This window comes from Corynebacterium sp. HMSC036D02 (assembly GCF_001836165.1).
GTDB lineage: Bacteria > Actinomycetota > Actinomycetes > Mycobacteriales > Mycobacteriaceae > Corynebacterium.
Genome location: NZ_KV827661.1, coordinates 58,194 through 75,378, shown reverse-complemented (window position 1 = coordinate 75,378; position 17,185 = coordinate 58,194). Strand labels below are relative to the sequence as shown.

The 17,185-nt window shown below is 60.9% G+C and carries 14 protein-coding genes and 1 pseudogene; 6 read left to right on the top strand and 9 right to left on the bottom strand.

The annotated features are described in order from the left end of the window. From HMPREF2743_RS03130 to HMPREF2743_RS03115, 4 genes are all read right to left on the bottom strand, one after another. Nucleotides 1–1,122: HNH endonuclease signature motif containing protein (locus tag HMPREF2743_RS03130; RefSeq protein WP_246824449.1), on the bottom strand; the 1,122-nt coding region annotated here is incomplete at its 3' end. Between the two features lie 267 nt (nt 1,123–1,389). Further along, nucleotides 1,390–2,580: an MFS transporter gene (locus HMPREF2743_RS03125; protein WP_070745676.1), complete on the bottom strand. Its 1,191-nt coding sequence runs from the start codon at nt 2,578–2,580 to the stop codon at nt 1,390–1,392. 101 nt (nt 2,581–2,681) lie between these two features. Beyond that, the gene (locus HMPREF2743_RS03120) at nt 2,682–3,965 is read right to left on the bottom strand and encodes a D-arabinono-1,4-lactone oxidase (protein WP_070818147.1); all 1,284 of its coding nucleotides are present in this window, start codon (nt 3,963–3,965) and stop codon (nt 2,682–2,684) included. Continuing rightward, entirely contained in the window at nt 3,962–5,134 is a 1,173-nt protein-coding gene (locus HMPREF2743_RS03115; protein WP_070745679.1) for an alanine racemase, read from the bottom strand. The genes HMPREF2743_RS03120 and HMPREF2743_RS03115 overlap by 4 nt, the downstream gene beginning before the upstream one ends. A gap of 90 nt (nt 5,135–5,224) precedes the next feature. On the opposite strand from HMPREF2743_RS03115, the gene HMPREF2743_RS03110 reads away from it, so the two are divergent. Together HMPREF2743_RS03110 and HMPREF2743_RS03105 are read left to right on the top strand one after the other, a co-directional pair. Further along, nucleotides 5,225–6,772, top strand: a complete 1,548-nt coding sequence (locus HMPREF2743_RS03110) for a succinic semialdehyde dehydrogenase (protein WP_070745682.1) — start codon at nt 5,225–5,227, stop codon at nt 6,770–6,772. Between the two features lie 11 nt (nt 6,773–6,783). Further along, nucleotides 6,784–7,746: a winged helix DNA-binding domain-containing protein gene (locus HMPREF2743_RS03105; RefSeq protein WP_070745684.1), complete on the top strand. Its 963-nt coding sequence runs from the start codon at nt 6,784–6,786 to the stop codon at nt 7,744–7,746. Here the strand turns inward: HMPREF2743_RS03105 and HMPREF2743_RS03100 are convergent. From HMPREF2743_RS03100 to ychF, 4 genes and pseudogenes are all read right to left on the bottom strand, one after another. After that, complete coding sequence (locus HMPREF2743_RS03100) at nt 7,732–8,643, bottom strand: cation diffusion facilitator family transporter (protein ID WP_070529085.1); 912 nt, start codon at nt 8,641–8,643, stop codon at nt 7,732–7,734. The genes HMPREF2743_RS03105 and HMPREF2743_RS03100 overlap by 15 nt on opposite strands. Before the next feature lie 227 nt (nt 8,644–8,870). After that, a pseudogene (locus HMPREF2743_RS12920) lies at nt 8,871–8,954 on the bottom strand (peptidase C56); the annotation flags it as partial. A 119-nt stretch (nt 8,955–9,073) separates the two neighbouring features. After that, nucleotides 9,074–10,288: an amidohydrolase gene (locus HMPREF2743_RS03095; RefSeq protein ID WP_070529088.1), complete on the bottom strand. Its 1,215-nt coding sequence runs from the start codon at nt 10,286–10,288 to the stop codon at nt 9,074–9,076. A gap of 30 nt (nt 10,289–10,318) precedes the next feature. Continuing rightward, complete coding sequence (gene ychF, locus HMPREF2743_RS03090; RefSeq protein ID WP_010187319.1) at nt 10,319–11,404, bottom strand: redox-regulated ATPase YchF; 1,086 nt, start codon at nt 11,402–11,404, stop codon at nt 10,319–10,321. Between the two features lie 47 nt (nt 11,405–11,451). Here ychF and HMPREF2743_RS03085 point away from each other — a divergent pair, with 47 nt between their 5' ends. The 3 genes from HMPREF2743_RS03085 to HMPREF2743_RS03075 are packed head-to-tail and all read left to right on the top strand — an operon-like array spanning nt 11,452 to nt 14,831. Beyond that, complete coding sequence (locus HMPREF2743_RS03085) at nt 11,452–12,945, top strand: AI-2E family transporter (protein ID WP_070529092.1); 1,494 nt, start codon at nt 11,452–11,454, stop codon at nt 12,943–12,945. Between the two features lie 36 nt (nt 12,946–12,981). Continuing rightward, entirely contained in the window at nt 12,982–14,052 is a 1,071-nt protein-coding gene (locus HMPREF2743_RS03080; protein ID WP_070529507.1) for a DNA recombination protein RmuC, read from the top strand. Nucleotides 14,053–14,087: 35 nt separating this feature from the next. Next, nucleotides 14,088–14,831, top strand: a complete 744-nt coding sequence (locus HMPREF2743_RS03075) for a DUF6542 domain-containing protein (protein ID WP_246818775.1) — start codon at nt 14,088–14,090, stop codon at nt 14,829–14,831. Here HMPREF2743_RS03075 and HMPREF2743_RS03070 read toward each other — a convergent pair. Beyond that, nucleotides 14,828–15,787 (bottom strand): 4-hydroxy-3-methylbut-2-enyl diphosphate reductase, encoded by a 960-nt coding sequence (locus tag HMPREF2743_RS03070; protein ID WP_201828430.1) that lies wholly within the window; start codon nt 15,785–15,787, stop codon nt 14,828–14,830. The genes HMPREF2743_RS03075 and HMPREF2743_RS03070 overlap by 4 nt on opposite strands. 153 nt (nt 15,788–15,940) lie before the next feature. Here HMPREF2743_RS03070 and xseA point away from each other — a divergent pair, with 153 nt between their 5' ends. After that, nucleotides 15,941–17,182 (top strand): exodeoxyribonuclease VII large subunit, encoded by a 1,242-nt coding sequence (gene xseA / locus HMPREF2743_RS03065; RefSeq protein ID WP_070529101.1) that lies wholly within the window; start codon nt 15,941–15,943, stop codon nt 17,180–17,182. The last annotated feature ends 3 nt before the right edge of the window (nt 17,183–17,185 follow it).

Sequence of the window (17,185 nt, the reverse complement as noted above, 5' to 3'; positions counted from 1 at the left end):
GACTGTTTGCGCCCACCGTTTCTGTTTTGGTGCCAGGGGGCCTTCTGCTTCGTTGATAGTCCAGGTACCGTCAGCGAAAAGCCAGATAACATCCCCACTGTAGGGGTCCAGCAGGTACTTTAAGGTGCCATCGGTTTTCATGTTGTGGTGTCCTTGGCATAAACATGCCAGGTTTTTCGGATGTGTTGGCCCGCCTTCAGCCCAGTTGTGCCGGTGGTCAAGCTGGGTAAGAAAGGCTGGTTTCTCACACCCGCCGACCCGGCAGGTCCCGTCGCGGCCTTCGACATGTTTGCGCATAATCAGGCCCGGTTGGTAGCCGTCTGCTTCGGCTACATCGCCGGTTAGATCCCGGGTTTTATCATGCGGCATGGGCTCTTGCCGCCAGCCGAAGCCTTCAATAAAGGTTGGGGCATTCTCAATATCGCAGGCCTGATAGGTGTGTAGCACCACAGCAGCTGGAGGCTCAATCTCACCGGACAGCAGTTTCTTGACAGCATCCGGAATCGTCAGGTCGTGCTTGGCAGCGGTTTGGTGGATGAAGGCATCGAGTTTAATGCCGGTATCTTCCCCAACCTGGAGTTCCAGCCACGCAGAGGTGCCATTAGAAGAAAAGCGGTAGGTGTCTTTGGGGCGGGTATCACGAAAAGCAATGGAGTCATCCAGGGTTTTACAAATATCGCGGACTTTACGCCTGATTTGGCTACGGGTAGGAAAAGCCTGATTCGCCTTAGTGGGGGTGAAGAAGTCGGCCAGGATGGTGTCGATAAAATCCAGGGTTTCAGCAGTCAAGCCGGCTAGTGCTGACATGGGTTGGTCAATAGCAATCAAGAACTCGATGTCCAGCAGGCAGTGGGTGTCTTGCAGGTGTTTGACTTTCGGCAGGCTATCAAGCCGGTGGATAGCACGCAGACCTGCTTTGATATGACCTTCGGGCAGTGACCAGGCAGCCACCAAGCTTAAAGCGGTGGTGTTGATATCAGCCTGCAGACTGGGCATAGCAGCAACCCAGGTGTTGTAGATAGCGCGGCGGGCTGCCGCGCGGGCCATTGCGTGTGGATTATTCGGATTCGTTGTTGAGAAGAAGAAAGAAGAGGAGGTTGAAGGGTGCGTGGCGGTGGTCATGAATGTCTCCCCCGAGAAACATGAGTTAGAAGAAATGTTCTAACAATGATTCTACCAACCCTCACCGCACATGGCTATAGCCAGTAGTAAATTCACGTCAAGTCGTTACTACAAACGGGGGTAGCCACCACGGGTTAGCTAGGCCGTTCGATCCTTAATCAGTAGCGGTGACTGGCACAAAACGAATAATGCCCCACGCGCGTTGTTGGTAGCACGTGGGGCATGGGGATCTACTGGGCGTCGGAAAGCGCGACGCCAGTGAGTAATTTATTCGTACCGCACATCACCGCGCGCGATGTCCTTGCGCCCGTGAACGAAGAAGTAGACCACCGAGGCCACCAGCATCAAGGCAGCCAACATCCAGTACATGACGGAGTAACCCGCCGCGGAGATGATCTGCCCCAGCAGAATCGGACCAAAGCCAATACCTAGGTCTAGCAGCAAGAAGAAGGTCGAGATCCCCGCACCCATTTCGTGCATCGGCACCAGGCGCACGGCGATAGCCTGGCCCGCCGGAAGAATTGAGCCGTAACCAAAGCCCACCAAGGCACCCGCAGCAATGATCTGCCAATCAGCTGCAGCCAGAGCAAGGACTACCAAGCCAGCAATAAAGAAGACGAGCGAGGAATAGATGATGATGTTGTCACCGCGACGATCTTGCAGCTTGCCCAGCACAAAGCGCAGAATGAGGCTCACCACCGCATAGGCCAGGAAGAAGTAGCTAGCGCCCTTCTCCAAGCCTGCATGGGAGGAGTAGCCGTTAAGAAACGTAATGATGCCCGTGTACGCGACGCCAACCAAAAGGATAAAGACGCCAAAAGGCGCCACCGCTGGGTGCACGATATTTCCCAAGGAAAAGGAGACGCTTCGACGCTCCTGCGCCGGTGCCTTGACGACGAGTCCCAACCCCAAGGCCACTACCGTAAGCGTCAGCGCCACCATAAACACGATGTTATAGCCAGCTTGGTGGACAATCGCCAAACCAGCCGCTGGACCAAAGGCAGTGGCTAGGGTCGTCCCCAAGGCGAAGTAGCCGGTCCCCTCGGCACGACGGTGGTCCGGAATCACCGATTGCGCCACTGCCATCACAGCAGTCGAGGCCACCGCATAACCGAAGCCGTGCAAAATACGGACGGCAAAAAGCATCGGCAACGAGTGCGCTGGCATGTACAGCGCCATGGCTACAGCCACCACAATAAGCGAGGCCACCAACGAGCGTTTTCGCCCAGCCGCGTCAACGATGTAACCGGAGAAGAGACGAGCAATTGTCGCCCCCACCACAAAGGCACTGGACGCAAACCCGCCCGCCGTATCCGAAGCCTGAAACTGCTCCACGGCATAGAGCGCCATGATGGTCACAAGCAGATAGAAGACCGTGAACTGGGCGAAATTTACCAACCACGCAAACACGAATGTCGGCGTAATGAGGGACTGGGATTCAGAGGACGTTTGAGACACCTTCTTCGATAGCGTTATGGAATTAAGACTTCCACACGCTACCAAAGATCAGAGATACTTTCGAATCCAATTCACGGGTTGCACGGCGCTTGACGACGCCCCTACCCGAACAGTTTTCGCAGGTAGGATGAACCAAACTTCCACTCCGGATCCACCTCTTCACGCAGCTCACAGAACTCATCAAATCTTGTATAAAGTTGAGCAAAGTCGTTCCGGGACAGGGAGTTCATCTTCCCCCAGTGCGGGCGCCCACCGGCCGCGCGGAAAATGGGTTCCAGCTTCGGCATGTAGTCCTGCGGATTCAACGCACGCGGAATGTGGAATGCAATGTACATCGACTCACGGCCAGATGCCGTCGAGAGAGCAACGTCATCCGCGGCCGTCGTGCGCAGCTCCATCGGGAATCCGATGCGCCAGTCCTGTTCATCGATGAAGCGACGGATTTCGCGGACGGTGGCGGGGCCGTCGGCAAGCGGCACGGCGTACTCCATCTCGTGGAAACGAACCCGGCGCGGGCTGACAAACACGTCGTGGGCGGCGGAACGGTAGCGATTATGAGAAATGACCGAGGTGGCGAACTTATTAAGGGTCGGAATCGTTCCCGGAATCAGGCGCCCCAACGCCAAGGCGGCGGCAAAGGCGCCGTTGCCGATGAGCTCGTCGTCGATAAGCTGCTTAAGCCGTGAGCGGCGCTCCCCATTCGGTTCGAGGCGCGTGTTGGCCTTGACCATGGCGCGGTCGGTATGCGGGAACCAATAGGACTCGAAGTGATCGACGCTGCGGGAGAGCTCCTCCCAATTATCCATCAGCTCATCGAAGTCAATGCCAGACTCCTCAGCCAGCAGGTCGAAGGCATCCACGCACTGCATTTCAACTTCGACGACCACGCCGAGCGCGCCCACGCTGACGACTACGAGGCGCAGGAGCTCCGGGTCCTCGTCGATGGAATAGGTGCGGGTGTTGCCGTCGGCGTCGATAAGCGTCAGCCCAGTGACCGTCCCCGCAAATCCCGTGTAATTGATGCCGGTGCCGTGGGTCGAGGTCGAAATCGCACCCGCCAGCGATTGCGGGTCCACATCGCCCTGGTTAGCCAGGGCAAGCCCAAACGGGCGCAGGAGCCTAGGCACATCCCGCAAGCGAGTGCCGGCCAGGAACCGGACGCGTTTGCGCTGCTTATCGACGCTCACCAGCCCACTCACGTGGTCTAGGTTGAGCATCGTCTCCTCCCCTGCCGCGATGGGAGTGAAGGAGTGGCCGGCGCCCACCGCACGCACGCTGCGGGAGCGGCTAATAATTCCGGGGATCTCGTCTATGCGGGAGGGCTGTACAAACTCCTGCGGTTTCGCAGCAACCGAACCTGCCCAATTGCTAAATGTGGTTGTCATCGGAGTGTCCATCCTTGTCCTCTATAGGTGTCCCATACATCAACGCCGTCGTGCCCGACGGCGAGGAGGCGGTCGACGTTTTCTGTCATCTCCCCCGCCTTGGCGTGGCGGAACCACACCAGGTCCTCGACGCTCAGGTCAGCCCCGCGCAGCGGAGTCTGTACCTCACCGGCACCCTCCGTGCTGGAGTAGCTAAGGCCCGCCGGCCACACCGGTACGGGGACGCGATCCTTCGCGGGAGGGCCGGAGGCGATCCAGCCGCCGGAGTTGACCGTGGCCCAGCCCGGCGCGGGCACACGGGATACTTGGCAGACGAAGAACGCGGCCGCCTTGTGGTTAATGCCAGTGAAATCATCGAAGATCGCTGGCGTATAGAAGCCGGAGCCAGCGGCCAGCTCGGTCAAAGTTCCCTCGGCCGCGGATTCCTGGAGGCTGCCCGTGCCACCGCCGTTGACGAATTCGATGTCCGCCACCTCCCGCGCGGCCGCCACGCAGGCTCGGCGCCGCGGGGCAAGGTCAGCCATGGACTTCGAACGCAACCAGCGCTTGACCGCCCCCACCGGACCTGGCAGGCCATCCGCGACGGAGGCCACCTGCCCTTCATAGGCCATGAGTCCGACAAGCCGGTGCCCGCGGCGAAGAATCTCATGGGCTAGCGCTGAGACCTGTTCCGGTGTGCGCACGGGCGAGCGCCGCGGGCCGATAACCGCACCCGGCAAATGGAGGGTGCAGTCTATGTCAATGGCCACGCGCAGGGAACCCTCAAGCAGGTCTAGGAGCTCAGCACTATCCACCATGATGGTGATGGCCTCGCACGCAGTGTCATCCGCTGCGAGCTCACGCAGAGCCTTCCGATTGACGCTCGGGTAGGCCACCACGATGTCACGGAAGCCCTCTCCCACCAGATGCAGCGCCTCTGGAACGGAATACGCGAGGATACCCCGGTATCCCTCATGCTCGAGGGCACGGCGAAGTGCCGCCACGCTGCGTATTGACTTCGAGGCCACGCGGATCGGCAGTCCTCCGGCACGAGTCGGCATCTGCGCAGCGTTGTAGTCAAACGCGGCGAGGTCAATAACGCCCACGGGCGCTGGGCTTTCTCCTGATCTGACGAGCGGCTCAACGGCCGCGCGTACCTGGGCCTGTGGAGTGGTCACGAGGATTGGCATAGCGTCATCCTAACCACAACTAGTTTAGTTTGTGAGACAAATCTCGAAAGACTCATAGCGCCATCACATATTTTTGGGACAATAGACCGCATGAAGACCTTCACTCAGACCTGTCTGCCCCAGCGAGTGCTCAATTTCTTGGACACGGACCCCGCCCGCGATGTGCGCGGCACGGGTGAGCAGCACCAGGCCCACGCGCCATTTAGCGGTGAGGAGCTCTTTAGCTTCCCCGTCGCCACCGCCGGGGACGTCGAGAAGACAGTCACCTATGCGCGTACCGGCGTTGGCCAAGGTGACCGCGCCGCCATCCTGCTGCGCCTGCACGACCTCGTCCACGAGAACGAGGAGCTCATTCTCGACCTCATCCAAGCCGAGAACGGCAAATCCCGCTCCCATGCTTATGACGAGCTGATGGATCTGTATAACTGTGCGCGCTTCTACGCCGTCAACATCCGCAAGGCTTTCGGAAACGACCGCCACCCCGGCGCGCTTCCCGTGCTGACTAAAACGCGCACCCAGCACTACCCGCTGGGCGTGGTGGGACTTATCTCTCCGTGGAACTATCCTCTGTCCCTCGGTGTGGGCGATGTTCTGGCGGCCCTTTCTGCTGGTAATGCCGTGGTCCACAAGCCGGATTCTCAGACCACGCTGACAGCGATTCTACTGCGACGCCTAGCCATTGAGGCGGGCCTTCCGGAGGCCGCTTGGCAGCTGGTTCCCGGCCGCGGGGCGGAGGTGGGTGATGCCCTGGTTCCGCTGGTGGATGGGCTCTCCTTTACCGGTTCCACCAAGGCCGGTAAGTCCATCGCTACCCAGGCTGCGGGGCGCCTCATCCCCACCATGCTGGAGCTGGGCGGCAAGAACCCGATGCTGGTGCTTGACGACGCCCCCCTTAAGTCCACCGCCCAAGGTACCGTGCGCACCGCATTCTCTTCCTCCGGGCAGCTCTGCATGTCCGCCGAGCGCGCCTATGTCCACGAGAGCGTCTTTGAGGAGTTCCTCGCAGAACTCACAAATGCACTGGACCAGCAAGTGCTCGGGGCGGCATTCTCCGATGCTGCCACCATCGGCTCGCTGACCTCGCAACGCCAGCTCGATGCCGTTCAAGCCCACGTCGAAGACGCCGTGTCCAAGGGAGCCACCGTGGTCTACGGCGGAAAGGCTCGACCGGACCTCGGCCCCTTCTTCTACGAGCCCACCGTGCTGACCGGCGTGACCCCAGAGATGGATCTCTATGCCACCGAAACCTTCGGCCCAGTACTGGCGGTGTATGCGGTGAGCTCTGATGCCGAGGCCATCCAGCGCGCCAATGAGACCACCTACGGTCTTTCTGCCTCCGTGTGGTCCGGAAACTCCCGCCGCGCGTGGAAGGTTGCCTCCCAGCTGGAGGCCGGCATGGTCAACATCAACGAAGGCTTCGCCGCCGCCTATGGCTCCATCGCCACCCCCGGTGGAGGCGTCAAGGAGTCTGGCCTCAATCACCGCCACGGCATTACCGGCATGCGACTGTGGGCCAACGAGCGAACCGTGGCCGAGCAGCGCCTGCACCCGCTTGCGCCGTCGGAGTACATCTCGCCGGAACGCTTCCGCCAGCTGGTATCGACGGGCATGCAGCTGATGAAGACCTTCCGGCTCTAATCTAGACAGCCATGAAGGAACTTAACCGCGACGAGCTTCTAGCCCGCCGGCTCATTGCTCAAGGCCTCGCCCCATCGGCCGCGAGGCCATCGCTCGCCTCGGCGCTGGACGTCGCTGAGCATCTCCTCGCCCTGCAGGGTCAGACCTACGATGCCGGCGTTCGTGCACTCTCCCTGCGCGCCGGGTGTGACGAAGACAAGGTTGTGGAGGAGATAAAAAGGTATCGCGTGGTGCGCTGTTGGCCACAGCGCGGCACGCTGCACTTCATGCCGGCTGCCGACGTCCGTTGGATGTCCCGCTTGCTCTATCCGCGCGTGGCCTCCAGCCAGAAATCCCGGCGACCGAGCTTGGGGCTCAGCGAGGACATGGTGGCAGCAGCTTCGGAAGCACTACATGGCGCAACCACCGAGCCTCTCACTCGCGCGGAGGTCTACGAGCTTTTCGCCGAGACAGGCGTGGATCCCACAGATGGTCGCGGCTCCCACTTATTGCGTGCCTTCGGCGGGGCAGGTGACCTAGTCCAGGGCCCAAAAGCTGGCAACCAAGAGACCTTCCTCCATGTCGATGCGCTACCTACCGTCCAGCGCGAGCCGGAGGAACCGCTTACTGAGCTGGCCCAGCGCTATGTCGAAGGCCATGGCCCCGTGTCCGTAGCCGACCTCCAAACATGGTCCAAGCTCAGCAAGTCCCAGGCCGCCAAGGCTCTTGCGAGCACGGAGGCCACGACCGTTAACCATGATGGGCAGAGACTGTGGATGGCGGGCTGGCAGGAGGATGTCACCGCGAGCGAAATCGACGGTGCCTTAAAAATCCGGCTCGAACTCCCTGCCTTCGACGAATACCTGCTGGGCTATGCCAACAAGGATTGGATCGTGCCCGATGAGATCCGAGCAAACGTCCTCACTCGAAATGGCCTCAGTTGGCCGTGGGTCATGGAAGGCGGACGCGGCGTGGCCAGCCTACGGCATCCGTAGGATGCGGCGATGAACCGTTCCTTCGGGCTCGACATGGATAAACACTTCCGCACCGGGAAAAAGCTCATCGATGGCGTCTTCGATGCGGTCGGCGATTGTGTGCGAGTGCAGTACCGTCCACTCGCCGGGAACATCCATGGTGAGGTAAACAAGGCGCTGGCGCCCTGCCGCGACCGTGCGGCGTGAGGTGAAGGAGACCTGGTGGTGGTCCTCCAGCTCATTGAGAAGCGCGTCCAGCTGGGCGTGCTCTTCCTTAGGCAGGGACTCCGACAACAGGGAGCTCAGTGATTCTTTGAGCAGCTTGTAGCCCGTCCACAAAATATTGAGGCCCACGGCAAACGCGATGGCTGGGTCGAGCCACAACCAATCCGTGAGGCTGACCGCGCCGATGCCAAGGAGGACGCCGACGGACGTCCAAACGTCGGTAAGCAGGTGCTTTCCATCCGCCTGCAAGGTGGCCGAACGATGCTGCCTGCCCGCGCGCACAAGCAGAAGGCCCACGCCCAGGTTAAGCAAGGAAGCCACAAGCGACAGCAGGAGGCCAAGCCCAGGCTGCTCCAGCGGCTGCGGATCCAGAAAACGGCGAATGGCCATGTAGATAATCATCGCTGCAGCGACGAAAATCATCACACCCTCGACCAGCGCGGACACATACTCGGCCTTGCCGTGACCGAACTGATGGTTCGCATCGGCCGGCTTTGCCGCAATTTTGATAGCCACAAACCCCACAACGGCGGCGACGAGGTTAACGCCGGATTCGAGGGCGTCGGAAAGAAAGCCCACCGATCCCGTCACCGCGGAAGCGATGACCTTGAGCGCAATCGTGGCCACTGCGGTGGCGATAGAGAGCTTCATAAAGCGCTCGAGCAGCAGTTGCTCTGAGCTAAGAGAAGACAAGTGAAAACTCCTTCGGTTCGGGTGCGGACCGAAGGTCTCGTTCACGCCGCAGGCTGTGCAAACGCTGGCTGGCCGGGCGGAAAAGCCAGTATGTCGACCAGGCATCTCGGAAAGTATCCGAGGGAACTACTCCCCTTCAGGAATATCTAACATTATAGAGGCCTTACAGCGGAAGCAAGACGCAAAAGCCGCGGGTTGCGCACCCGCGGCTTTACTAAACATAAGGTTTAGTGCTGGCCCTCTGCGAATTCCTCAACCAACTTAGCGTTGAAGGCTGGGAGATCGTCCGGGGTACGGGAGGAAACCAGACCCAGGCAGCGCCTGCCTTCTTGACTGCCTCCAGCGGAGAGAACTCGCCTACCACGTCGCTACACCCGAACGCTTTCGAGTTGGGTGCGCGGGCAGCATGTCGACCGCCCCATGTTCCCAGCTACTCCTTAAGGACATCCTTACGCTGATTACCCAGATAGGCGTAAGCAGCGGCGATGAGAGCCTGCGTCGCCGTGGTGAGCGTCGGCTGCAGCTCCGGAGCAAATCGCGAGTTGTGGTTGGGAATTGATGCGCCATCGGTACGCCCGCCGAAGCCCCAGAAACAATAGGGAGCGCCAAAGGCATCGGGGATGCGTGAGAAATCTTCGGACGCCGTCCACGGCTCCATGTCGAGAACATTGTCGCTGCCGAGGACGTCGATAAGCTGCGCGCGCACCTTTTCAGTCACGTCTTCATCGTTGACGGTGAGGGGGTAATTATCACTCTGCGCAAACTCTGGCTCGCGCGGGGACATCGCTGCCCGGCACTCTGCCTTCACAATGCGGTGAATCGCCTCAACGATTTGAGCCCTGACATCCTCATCATAAGCACGGATGTTGATGCGCAGGGTCGCCGAGTCCGGGATGATGTTTGCCTTCGAGCCCGCCTGCAGTGCCCCAACGGTCAACACGGCGAACTGGTGCGGATCGACCTCACGGGAGACAATTGTTTGCAGCCGCAGAACGATGGAGCTGGCCAGCACCACAGGATCGACGCTGAGGTGCGGCATCGAGCCGTGGGAACCGTGACCATAAACGGTGACCGTGAGTGAGGTCGCTGTAGACAAGACTGGGCCGGGCGCAATCAGTACGCTGCCGGCTGGGGCGTTCTTATCAATGAAGATGTGCTGGCCAAAGGCCACATCAGGCGTGGGGACTTTATCGGTGAGCCCTGCATCCACCATGGACTGCGCGCCCTCCGCGGTTTCCTCGCCCGGCTGGAAAAGGGCGACGAATGTACCGGACCACGCATCGGTCGCCTTGGCCAGCGCCTCGGTGGCGCCGAGTAACCCGGCCACGTGGGCATCGTGACCACAGGCATGCATTGCCTCGCCCGTAGCGGAGTAGTCCAAGCCGGTGTCCTCGGTGATGGGCAAGCCGTCGAAATCGGCGCGCTCTAGGACCGTCGAGCCTTCGCCGTTTCGGAGGATGCCGACGACTCCCCCGCCGAATTCCAGCACCTCAACTCCAGGAAACTCCCGGAGCTTATCCGCGATAACGCCGCGGGTGCGCTCCTCCTCCATGCTGAGCTCAGGATGCTGGTGCAAATCCTTGTAGAGGGCTTCTTGCCACTGCGTGGCCTCTGCTGCGCGATCTAGGATGTGGGCAATACTCATGCCCACAGCCTACGCGCTATGAGCGCACGGTTAGCCGCCGATCTTGAAATCGCAGACGTCGCCGTCCTGCATGATGTACTCCTTGCCCTCTTGGCGCACCTTGCCAGCATTGCGGGCTTCCGCCATGGAGCCGGCGGCGTCCAAGTCATCGAAGGAGACGATTTCGGCCTTGATGAACTTCTTCTCAAAGTCGGTGTGGATAACGCCGGCTGCTTGCGGTGCTGCAGAGCCTTGCTTAATGGTCCACGCGCGGGCCTCCTTCGGGCCGGCAGTCAGGTAGGTCTGCAGGCCGAGAGTGGCGAAGCCGGCCTTGGCCAACGTCGCCAAGCCGGGCTCCTCCTGGCCTACCGACTCGAGCAGCTCCAGGGCCTCCGCCTCGTCGAGCTCCAGGAGGTCGGTTTCGGTCTGGGCATCGAGGAAGACGCATTCCGCAGGGGCGACGAGCTGGCGCAGCTCCTCCTTCTTGGCGTCATCGGTGAGCACGGCCTCATCCGAGTTGAAGACGTAGAGGAAGGGTTTCGCGGTCATGAGGTGCAGCTCGCGCAGAAGCGCGAGGTCGATCTCGTTGTTCTTGGAAGCAGCGAAGAGGGTCCGGTCATCCTCCAAGATGGCCTGGGCCTTCTTGGTCTCCTCCACGGTCTCTGCCAAGTCCTTGTTCTTGCGGGCTTCCTTTTCCAAGCGCGGCAGGGCCTTCTCAATGGTCTGGAGGTCCGCGAGGATGAGCTCAGTATTAATAACGGAGATGTCGTGCGCCGGGTTGACCTCACCGTCGACGTGGATCACGTTTTCATCAGCGAAGGCACGAACCACCTGGCAGATGGCGTCAGCTTCACGGATGTTGGCGAGGAAGGCGTTACCCATGCCTTCGCCCTTGGAAGCGCCTTCCACAATGCCGGCGATATCCACGAAGGACACGGTGGCCGGCAGGATGCGCTCGGAGCTGAAGATTTCCGCAAGGCGGTTCAGGCGGGAATCGGGAAGCTCAACGAGACCGACATTGGGCTCAATGGTGGCAAACGGGTAATTCGCCGCCAAGATGTCAGAACGGGTCAGGGCATTAAACAAAGTGGACTTGCCCACGTTGGGCAGGCCGACGATTCCAAGTGTAAGACTCACGGGGCCAATCCTAACGCACCCCGAATCTTTTGAGGCAAGATGGTGGGGTGAGTTCTGATCAGCCATCCCCCAACGCCTCTTCCTCTGAGTTCGCCGCCGCGGAGGCAGCGCTCGGCGGGCGTTTCGATGACTCCGTCGATGCTGCTTCGCTGAACGCTGTCTCTCCGCACCCGCCCGGCAACCAGGTGGATCGCTCCGTGGTCGTCGGCGAGGTCATCAAGTCCGCATCGCTGTGGGCACTCCGCCTGACCATCATCGGGATATTCCTGTATGCCTCCTTCCGCATGCTGGGCAACTTTTGGCGCGGCATCCTGCCCGTTCTCATAGCGCTGATTATTTGCACTGTGCTTGCCCCCATTGCGAGCGCCATGCGGCGCAAGGGACTGCCCTCAGCTCTCGCTGCGGCAGTGACCATTCTGGTGTCTTTTACTGCGGTGGGCGCTCTTTTTATGTTCATCGCACCGGACTTCGCGCGGCAGTCCCAGACACTGTATCTGCAGACGGTAGAGGGCATTCAGCGCTTGCAGCTATGGGCACAGGGCCCGCCGCTCAACCTCGACGCGGATGAGATCGGCGGCTACATCGATGAAATCGCCCTGTGGCTACAGCGCCAAGCAGGATCCATCGCGGGCTCCGTATTCACCGGCATTGGCACGGCGACTTCCATCGTGGTCACGCTCTTCATCATCGTGGTGCTGACCTTCTTCTTCCTTAAGGACGGCCACAACTTCTTGCCGTGGCTGCGCCAGGCCACGGGCCGCCGGACCGGCTGGCACCTCACTGAGCTGTTGACCCGCGTGTGGAGCACGTTGGGTGGTTTCGTACGGGCACAAGCTGTCGTCTCCGCCGTTGATGCTGTCTTTATCGGCCTCGGCCTGGCACTCATCGGTGTGCCTTTGGCCATGGCGTTGGCCATCATCACGTTCATCGCCGGATTCATCCCCTTTGTCGGCGCGATCGTGGCCGGCGCCCTATCCGTGACCATCGCACTGGTCTCCTTGGGCCTTACCAAAGCACTGCTCGTTCTTGGCTTGGTCCTATTAGTTCAGCAGCTCGAGGGCAACGTGCTTTCCCCGTGGCTGCAGTCGAAGGCCATGAACCTGCACCCAGTTATCGTGTTGATTTCCGTGACCGTAGGTTCCGCACTCTTCGGCCTCATCGGTGGTTTCCTCGCCGTCCCAGCCGCAGCGACCATCGCGGTGGTCTACCGCTATTTCCAGGACATGATGATGCTCCAGTCGGGCGAGAGAACTGCCGAAGACTTGGAGTTTTCGACCGTCGCTGGTTTCCTCATCGGGCGCTATACGCAACAGCAGGGCGACCGAAAGCGCGAACAATGGCTGTCCATCCCCGACCACGCCGCACCCGAAGGTGCAGCCGAAGACGTCGCCCACAACGGTACGAGCCCTCTGGACCAAAAGATCGACGCGAATGTCGACGTTGACGCGGGCTTCAGTGAGCGCGATGGAGGAGCACGAGCGGGGATCAAGCGCGCAATTAACGCTCTCGAACAGATGTTGCAGTCAAAGGATAAGGACTAACCCTTCACGTCCGGGGCGCATGCCATGATGACAGGCATGACGTCTTCCCTCCCCGTAGTGCTCCTATTCCTCGGCCTCATCATTGGGGCCGCATTGGGCTGGCTAGCCCGCGCCTATTCAGCGCAATCCGCCCAGCCTTCAGAGGAGCATCGCGCCCTGCAAGAGTCCCAGCGCCGCCAAGCAGAGCTCGCTCCGCTGGAGAAGGCCATGGACCGTCTCGGACTACAGCTCCAGGAAATCGAGGAAGATCGAGCGACCTCACTCGCAGCACTCAGCAGCCAAGTCCAAGCGGTAACTCGTACCTCAACACGCCTGTCGGATCGCACGGACAAGCTGGTCGGCGCGCTGCGCTCCCCCAATGTCCGCGGACGGTGGGGCGAAGTGCAATTAGAGCGCGTCGTTGAACTCGGCGGCATGCGCAAACACGTCGACTTTGATTCCCAAGTCAGCGCCCGCATCAACGGATCGCTGGTACGCCCCGATCTGGTCATTCACTTGGCCGGAGGGCGCAGCATTGTCGTGGACGCAAAGGTTCCTCTCAGTGCCTACCTCGACGCAATGGAGACCGAGGACCCAGAGGAGCGGGCAGGGTATCTCCGGCGCCATGCTCACCTCATGCGTTCTCACGTGCAGGCATTGGCCTCCAAGGACTATATCGAGGCTTTCTCCCCCACCCCACAGTTTGTGGTTCTCTTTGTCCCTGCCGACACTTTCGTTGACGCTGCCCTGTCTATCGACGCCGAATTGCTGGAGTTCGGCTTCGAGCGCAACGTCGTCATCGCCACCCCAAGCACCCTCTTTGCCCTCTTGCGCACCGTCGCGGTGAGCTGGCAGCACGAGGAAATCTCCGATAAGGCCCGCGAAGTCCAGCGTTTGGGTCGCGAGCTTTATACGCGCTTGAACACTCTTAACGAACACTACGACAAGGTGGGCCGCGGACTCGAACGCGCGGTGGAAGCCTATAACGCAAGCTTGGCCAGTTTGAATTCTCGCGTCGGGGTTACCGCGCGGCGGCTCAAGGATCTCGATGTTCCAGCCCGCGTCGACCGCCTTCCGGTGGAACCGCGCAGCGTCGGGTCTTGGCCGCGGCGCGCCCAGAATGAATAACGTTTTGGTCACCAAGCCCGGTAAGCTTTCTGGGCGTGTCTGTAGCCAAAAATCGTCGCCGCCCTCCCCGCCGCGGGATGCCGCTTAGCCGAGCACTCCTCGTCGCGCTCGTCGTTACGCTTGTGGCCTTGGCGGTCTCAGGCATTCTGGGCAGCGTGGGGCTGCCCTTCGCCCTGATTTTTGGACTCGGCTCGCTGTCTGTCACCTGGTTGGTGGAAACTCGCGGCCTCTACATGACGGTAATTTCCCTGCCGCTGCTGTACGCATTAGGAACCGTGGTTGGCGGGTTCATCAACTCCACCGCTGGATTGCCGGAAGGGGCCTCGCCCTTTTCCAAGACTGCGATTCTCACCACGGCTTTCCCACTGTTGCAGCATTTCCCCGTGCTCATCGTCACGGTTGTGGCTTGCGCGCTACTTGCAGTTCTGCGCCTGTGGCGCAGCGATAGCCACGCGAAGGACCTTGAGGCGGAAGCCCAAGAAAAGCGCCGCGCCGAAGTTGCGTCCGATCGCCGGAGCCGCTCCGAGCGCCTGTCCGTAGCAGAACTCCTTGCCCGTGAGGCCACGGGCTCAGGCCGAGTCCGTGAGCGCGACCGTGAAGAACGTCGCCGGATTCAAGCTGAAGAACGCGCGAAGCGCCGACAGGCTTCCCCCGATGCGGATGAGCGGGAAGATTTCCGCCGCGCTGCAGCCGAATCAGCGGAGAATGCGCGGCGTGCGCGGGAGCGCTCCCAGCGGACCTCCCAGCCGCTGGAAGAAAATCTCTACGACGAGGATTAACGCGCCGTACGTGCCGGACGCAGTTCGCGCGGCAGGGAGAAGGTAATGGTCTCCGTAGAGGTGGTCACCTGCTCAACATCGTTGTAGCCGCGCTCATCGAGGAACTCCAGCACTTCACGGACGAGCAGCTCAGGCACGGACGCACCACAGGTCACGCCAACGGTGTTTACGCCTTCGAGCCAGGCTTCGTCGATCTCCGAGGCAAAGTCCACTAGGTGTGAGGTCTTAGAGCCCGCCTCCAAAGCAACCTCGACGAGGCGCTTGGAGTTCGAGGAGTTCTCGGAGCCCACAACGATCATGAGATCGCACTTCGGCGCAATGGCCTTAACCGACTCCTGGCGATTCTGCGTGGCGTAGCAAATGTCATCTGATGGCGGGTTCTCCAAGTGCGGGAAGCGCTCGCGCAGCTTGTTGACGATCTGGATGGTTTCATCCACCGACAACGTGGTCTGGGACAGCCAGATGAGCTTTTCCTCATGCAGAAAATCGGGCAGCTTGTCGACGCCCTCCAGGCCATCCACGAGGTGGGTGACGTCTGGGGCCTCACCGGCGGTGCCTTCGACCTCTTCGTGCCCCTCGTGGCCGACAAGGAGGATCTGGTAGCCATCGCGCTCAAAGCGCTGAGCTTCCTTGTGAACCTTGGTCACCAGCGGGCAGGTGGCATCGAGCGTGAGCTGCTTGCGCTCTTGTGCCTCCTTGCGCACGCTCGGCGCGATGCCGTGTGCAGAGAACACGAGGTGAGCGCCTTCGGGGGCTTCGGAAGCCTCCTCCACAAAGATGACACCACGCTTAGCCAGGGATTCAACAACGAACCGGTTGTGCACAATCTGCTTGCGCACGTAGATAGGGGCGCCGTACTTCTCCAACGCCTTCTCCACTGTCTCAACAGCACGGTCCACGCCGGCACAGTAGCCGCGGGGAGCCGCCAGGAGCACCTTCTTTGCAGTTTCAGTCATGGCACCCACAGTATCGAAAGCCGCAGACATACTGTAGTTCCCGCCCAACCGGCTTGGCGGTGACACCGGATGTCCGGCACGCCTCCTAGACTGAGCCATACACTGTTCAGAACAGACCCCAACGAGAAGACCGCTCAAGAGAAAGGACTGCGCGTGAACCAACCGGCCAATTCCGCGGAGACTCCGTGGCCAGTCGGCAAGGTCAATGACCAAGTCAAAGGCTGGATCGAACGCCTCGGCTTCCTCTGGGTGGAGGGGCAAATTACCCAGCTGAACATGAAGCCGACGTGGAAACTCTCCTACATCACGCTGCGTGACGTCGAGCAGGAAAAGTCTGTTCAGTTGACGTGCAACACCTCGCTCATCCGCAATGCTCCCTCACCGCTCAAAGATGGCGACCGCGTCGTGGTGTACGGCAAGCCTGCCTTCTACGCTGGGCGCGGAAGCTTCTCCCTGTGGGTGACCGAGATCCGTCACGTCGGCATCGGTGATCTCCTCGCTCGGGTGGAAATGCTGCGCCAGAAGCTGCGTCAGGAGGGCCTGTGCGATCCCTCGCGCAAGTTTCCGCTTCCCTACCTGCCCAAGAAGATCGGCCTCATCACCGGTCGCGGCTCCCACGCCGAGCGCGATGTCCTGTCTGTGGCACAGGACCGCTGGCCGGCGGTCCAGTTCAACGTCATCAATACTGCGGTGCAGGGAGCCACGGCTGTTACCCAGGTGATTGACGCCCTGCGGACTCTCGACGCGGACCCAGAAGTCGATGTCATCATCATCGCTCGCGGCGGCGGTTCAGTGGAGGATCTCCTCCCCTTCTCCGAGGAGGCACTCCAGCGCGCCGTAGCGGAGGCTCGCACTCCTGTCGTTTCCGCCATCGGCCACGAACCGGATCACCCGGTGCTTGATGATGTCGCAGATCTCCGCGCCGCCACCCCCACCGATGCGGCCAAGCGTGTCGTGCCCTCCGCCGCCGAGGAATACGCGCTGATCTCCGAAGCACGCTCGCGCATGGCGGCAGCGCTGCGCGGCTGGGTGGACCGGGAGCGCCGCGGACTCGAAAACATCCGCTCCCGCCCGGTTCTTGCAGATCCGATGGTGCCGATCAACGCACGCCGCGAGGAGCTGGAGCGAAATCTCGCGCTGATCCGCCGGGTGATGAGCCACCAGCTGGACCGCGAAACTAACCAGGTAGCCTCGTTGCGTGCTCGGGTCTCCGCCTTAGGCCCCTCGGCCACCCTCGAACGCGGCTATGCCATCGTGCAGGTCCTTCCGCGCGATGGCAGCGGTCCGGAGGTCGTCACGAGCTACACGCAATCACCACCGGGTTCGCAACTGCGCATACGTGTGGGCGATGGCTCGATCACCGCTGCTGCAATGGCTTCTCAGGCCGCAGATTAAACA

What these genes read in the sequence shown, in the direction of transcription:
- HMPREF2743_RS03120 (WP_070818147.1), bottom strand. Translation starts at nt 3,965, where the DNA reads ATGACAACCACATTTAGCAATTGGGCAGGTTCGGTTGCTGCGAAACCG.
- HMPREF2743_RS03115 (WP_070745679.1), bottom strand. Translation starts at nt 5,134, where the DNA reads ATGCCAATCCTCGTGACCACTCCACAGGCCCAGGTACGCGCGGCCGTT.
- HMPREF2743_RS03110 (WP_070745682.1), top strand. Translation starts at nt 5,225, where the DNA reads ATGAAGACCTTCACTCAGACCTGTCTGCCCCAGCGAGTGCTCAATTTC.
- HMPREF2743_RS03105 (WP_070745684.1), top strand. Translation starts at nt 6,784, where the DNA reads ATGAAGGAACTTAACCGCGACGAGCTTCTAGCCCGCCGGCTCATTGCT.
- HMPREF2743_RS03095 (WP_070529088.1), bottom strand. Translation starts at nt 10,288, where the DNA reads ATGAGTATTGCCCACATCCTAGATCGCGCAGCAGAGGCCACGCAGTGG.
- HMPREF2743_RS03080 (WP_070529507.1), top strand. Translation starts at nt 12,982, where the DNA reads ATGACGTCTTCCCTCCCCGTAGTGCTCCTATTCCTCGGCCTCATCATT.
- HMPREF2743_RS03070 (WP_201828430.1), bottom strand. Translation starts at nt 15,787, where the DNA reads ATGACTGAAACTGCAAAGAAGGTGCTCCTGGCGGCTCCCCGCGGCTAC.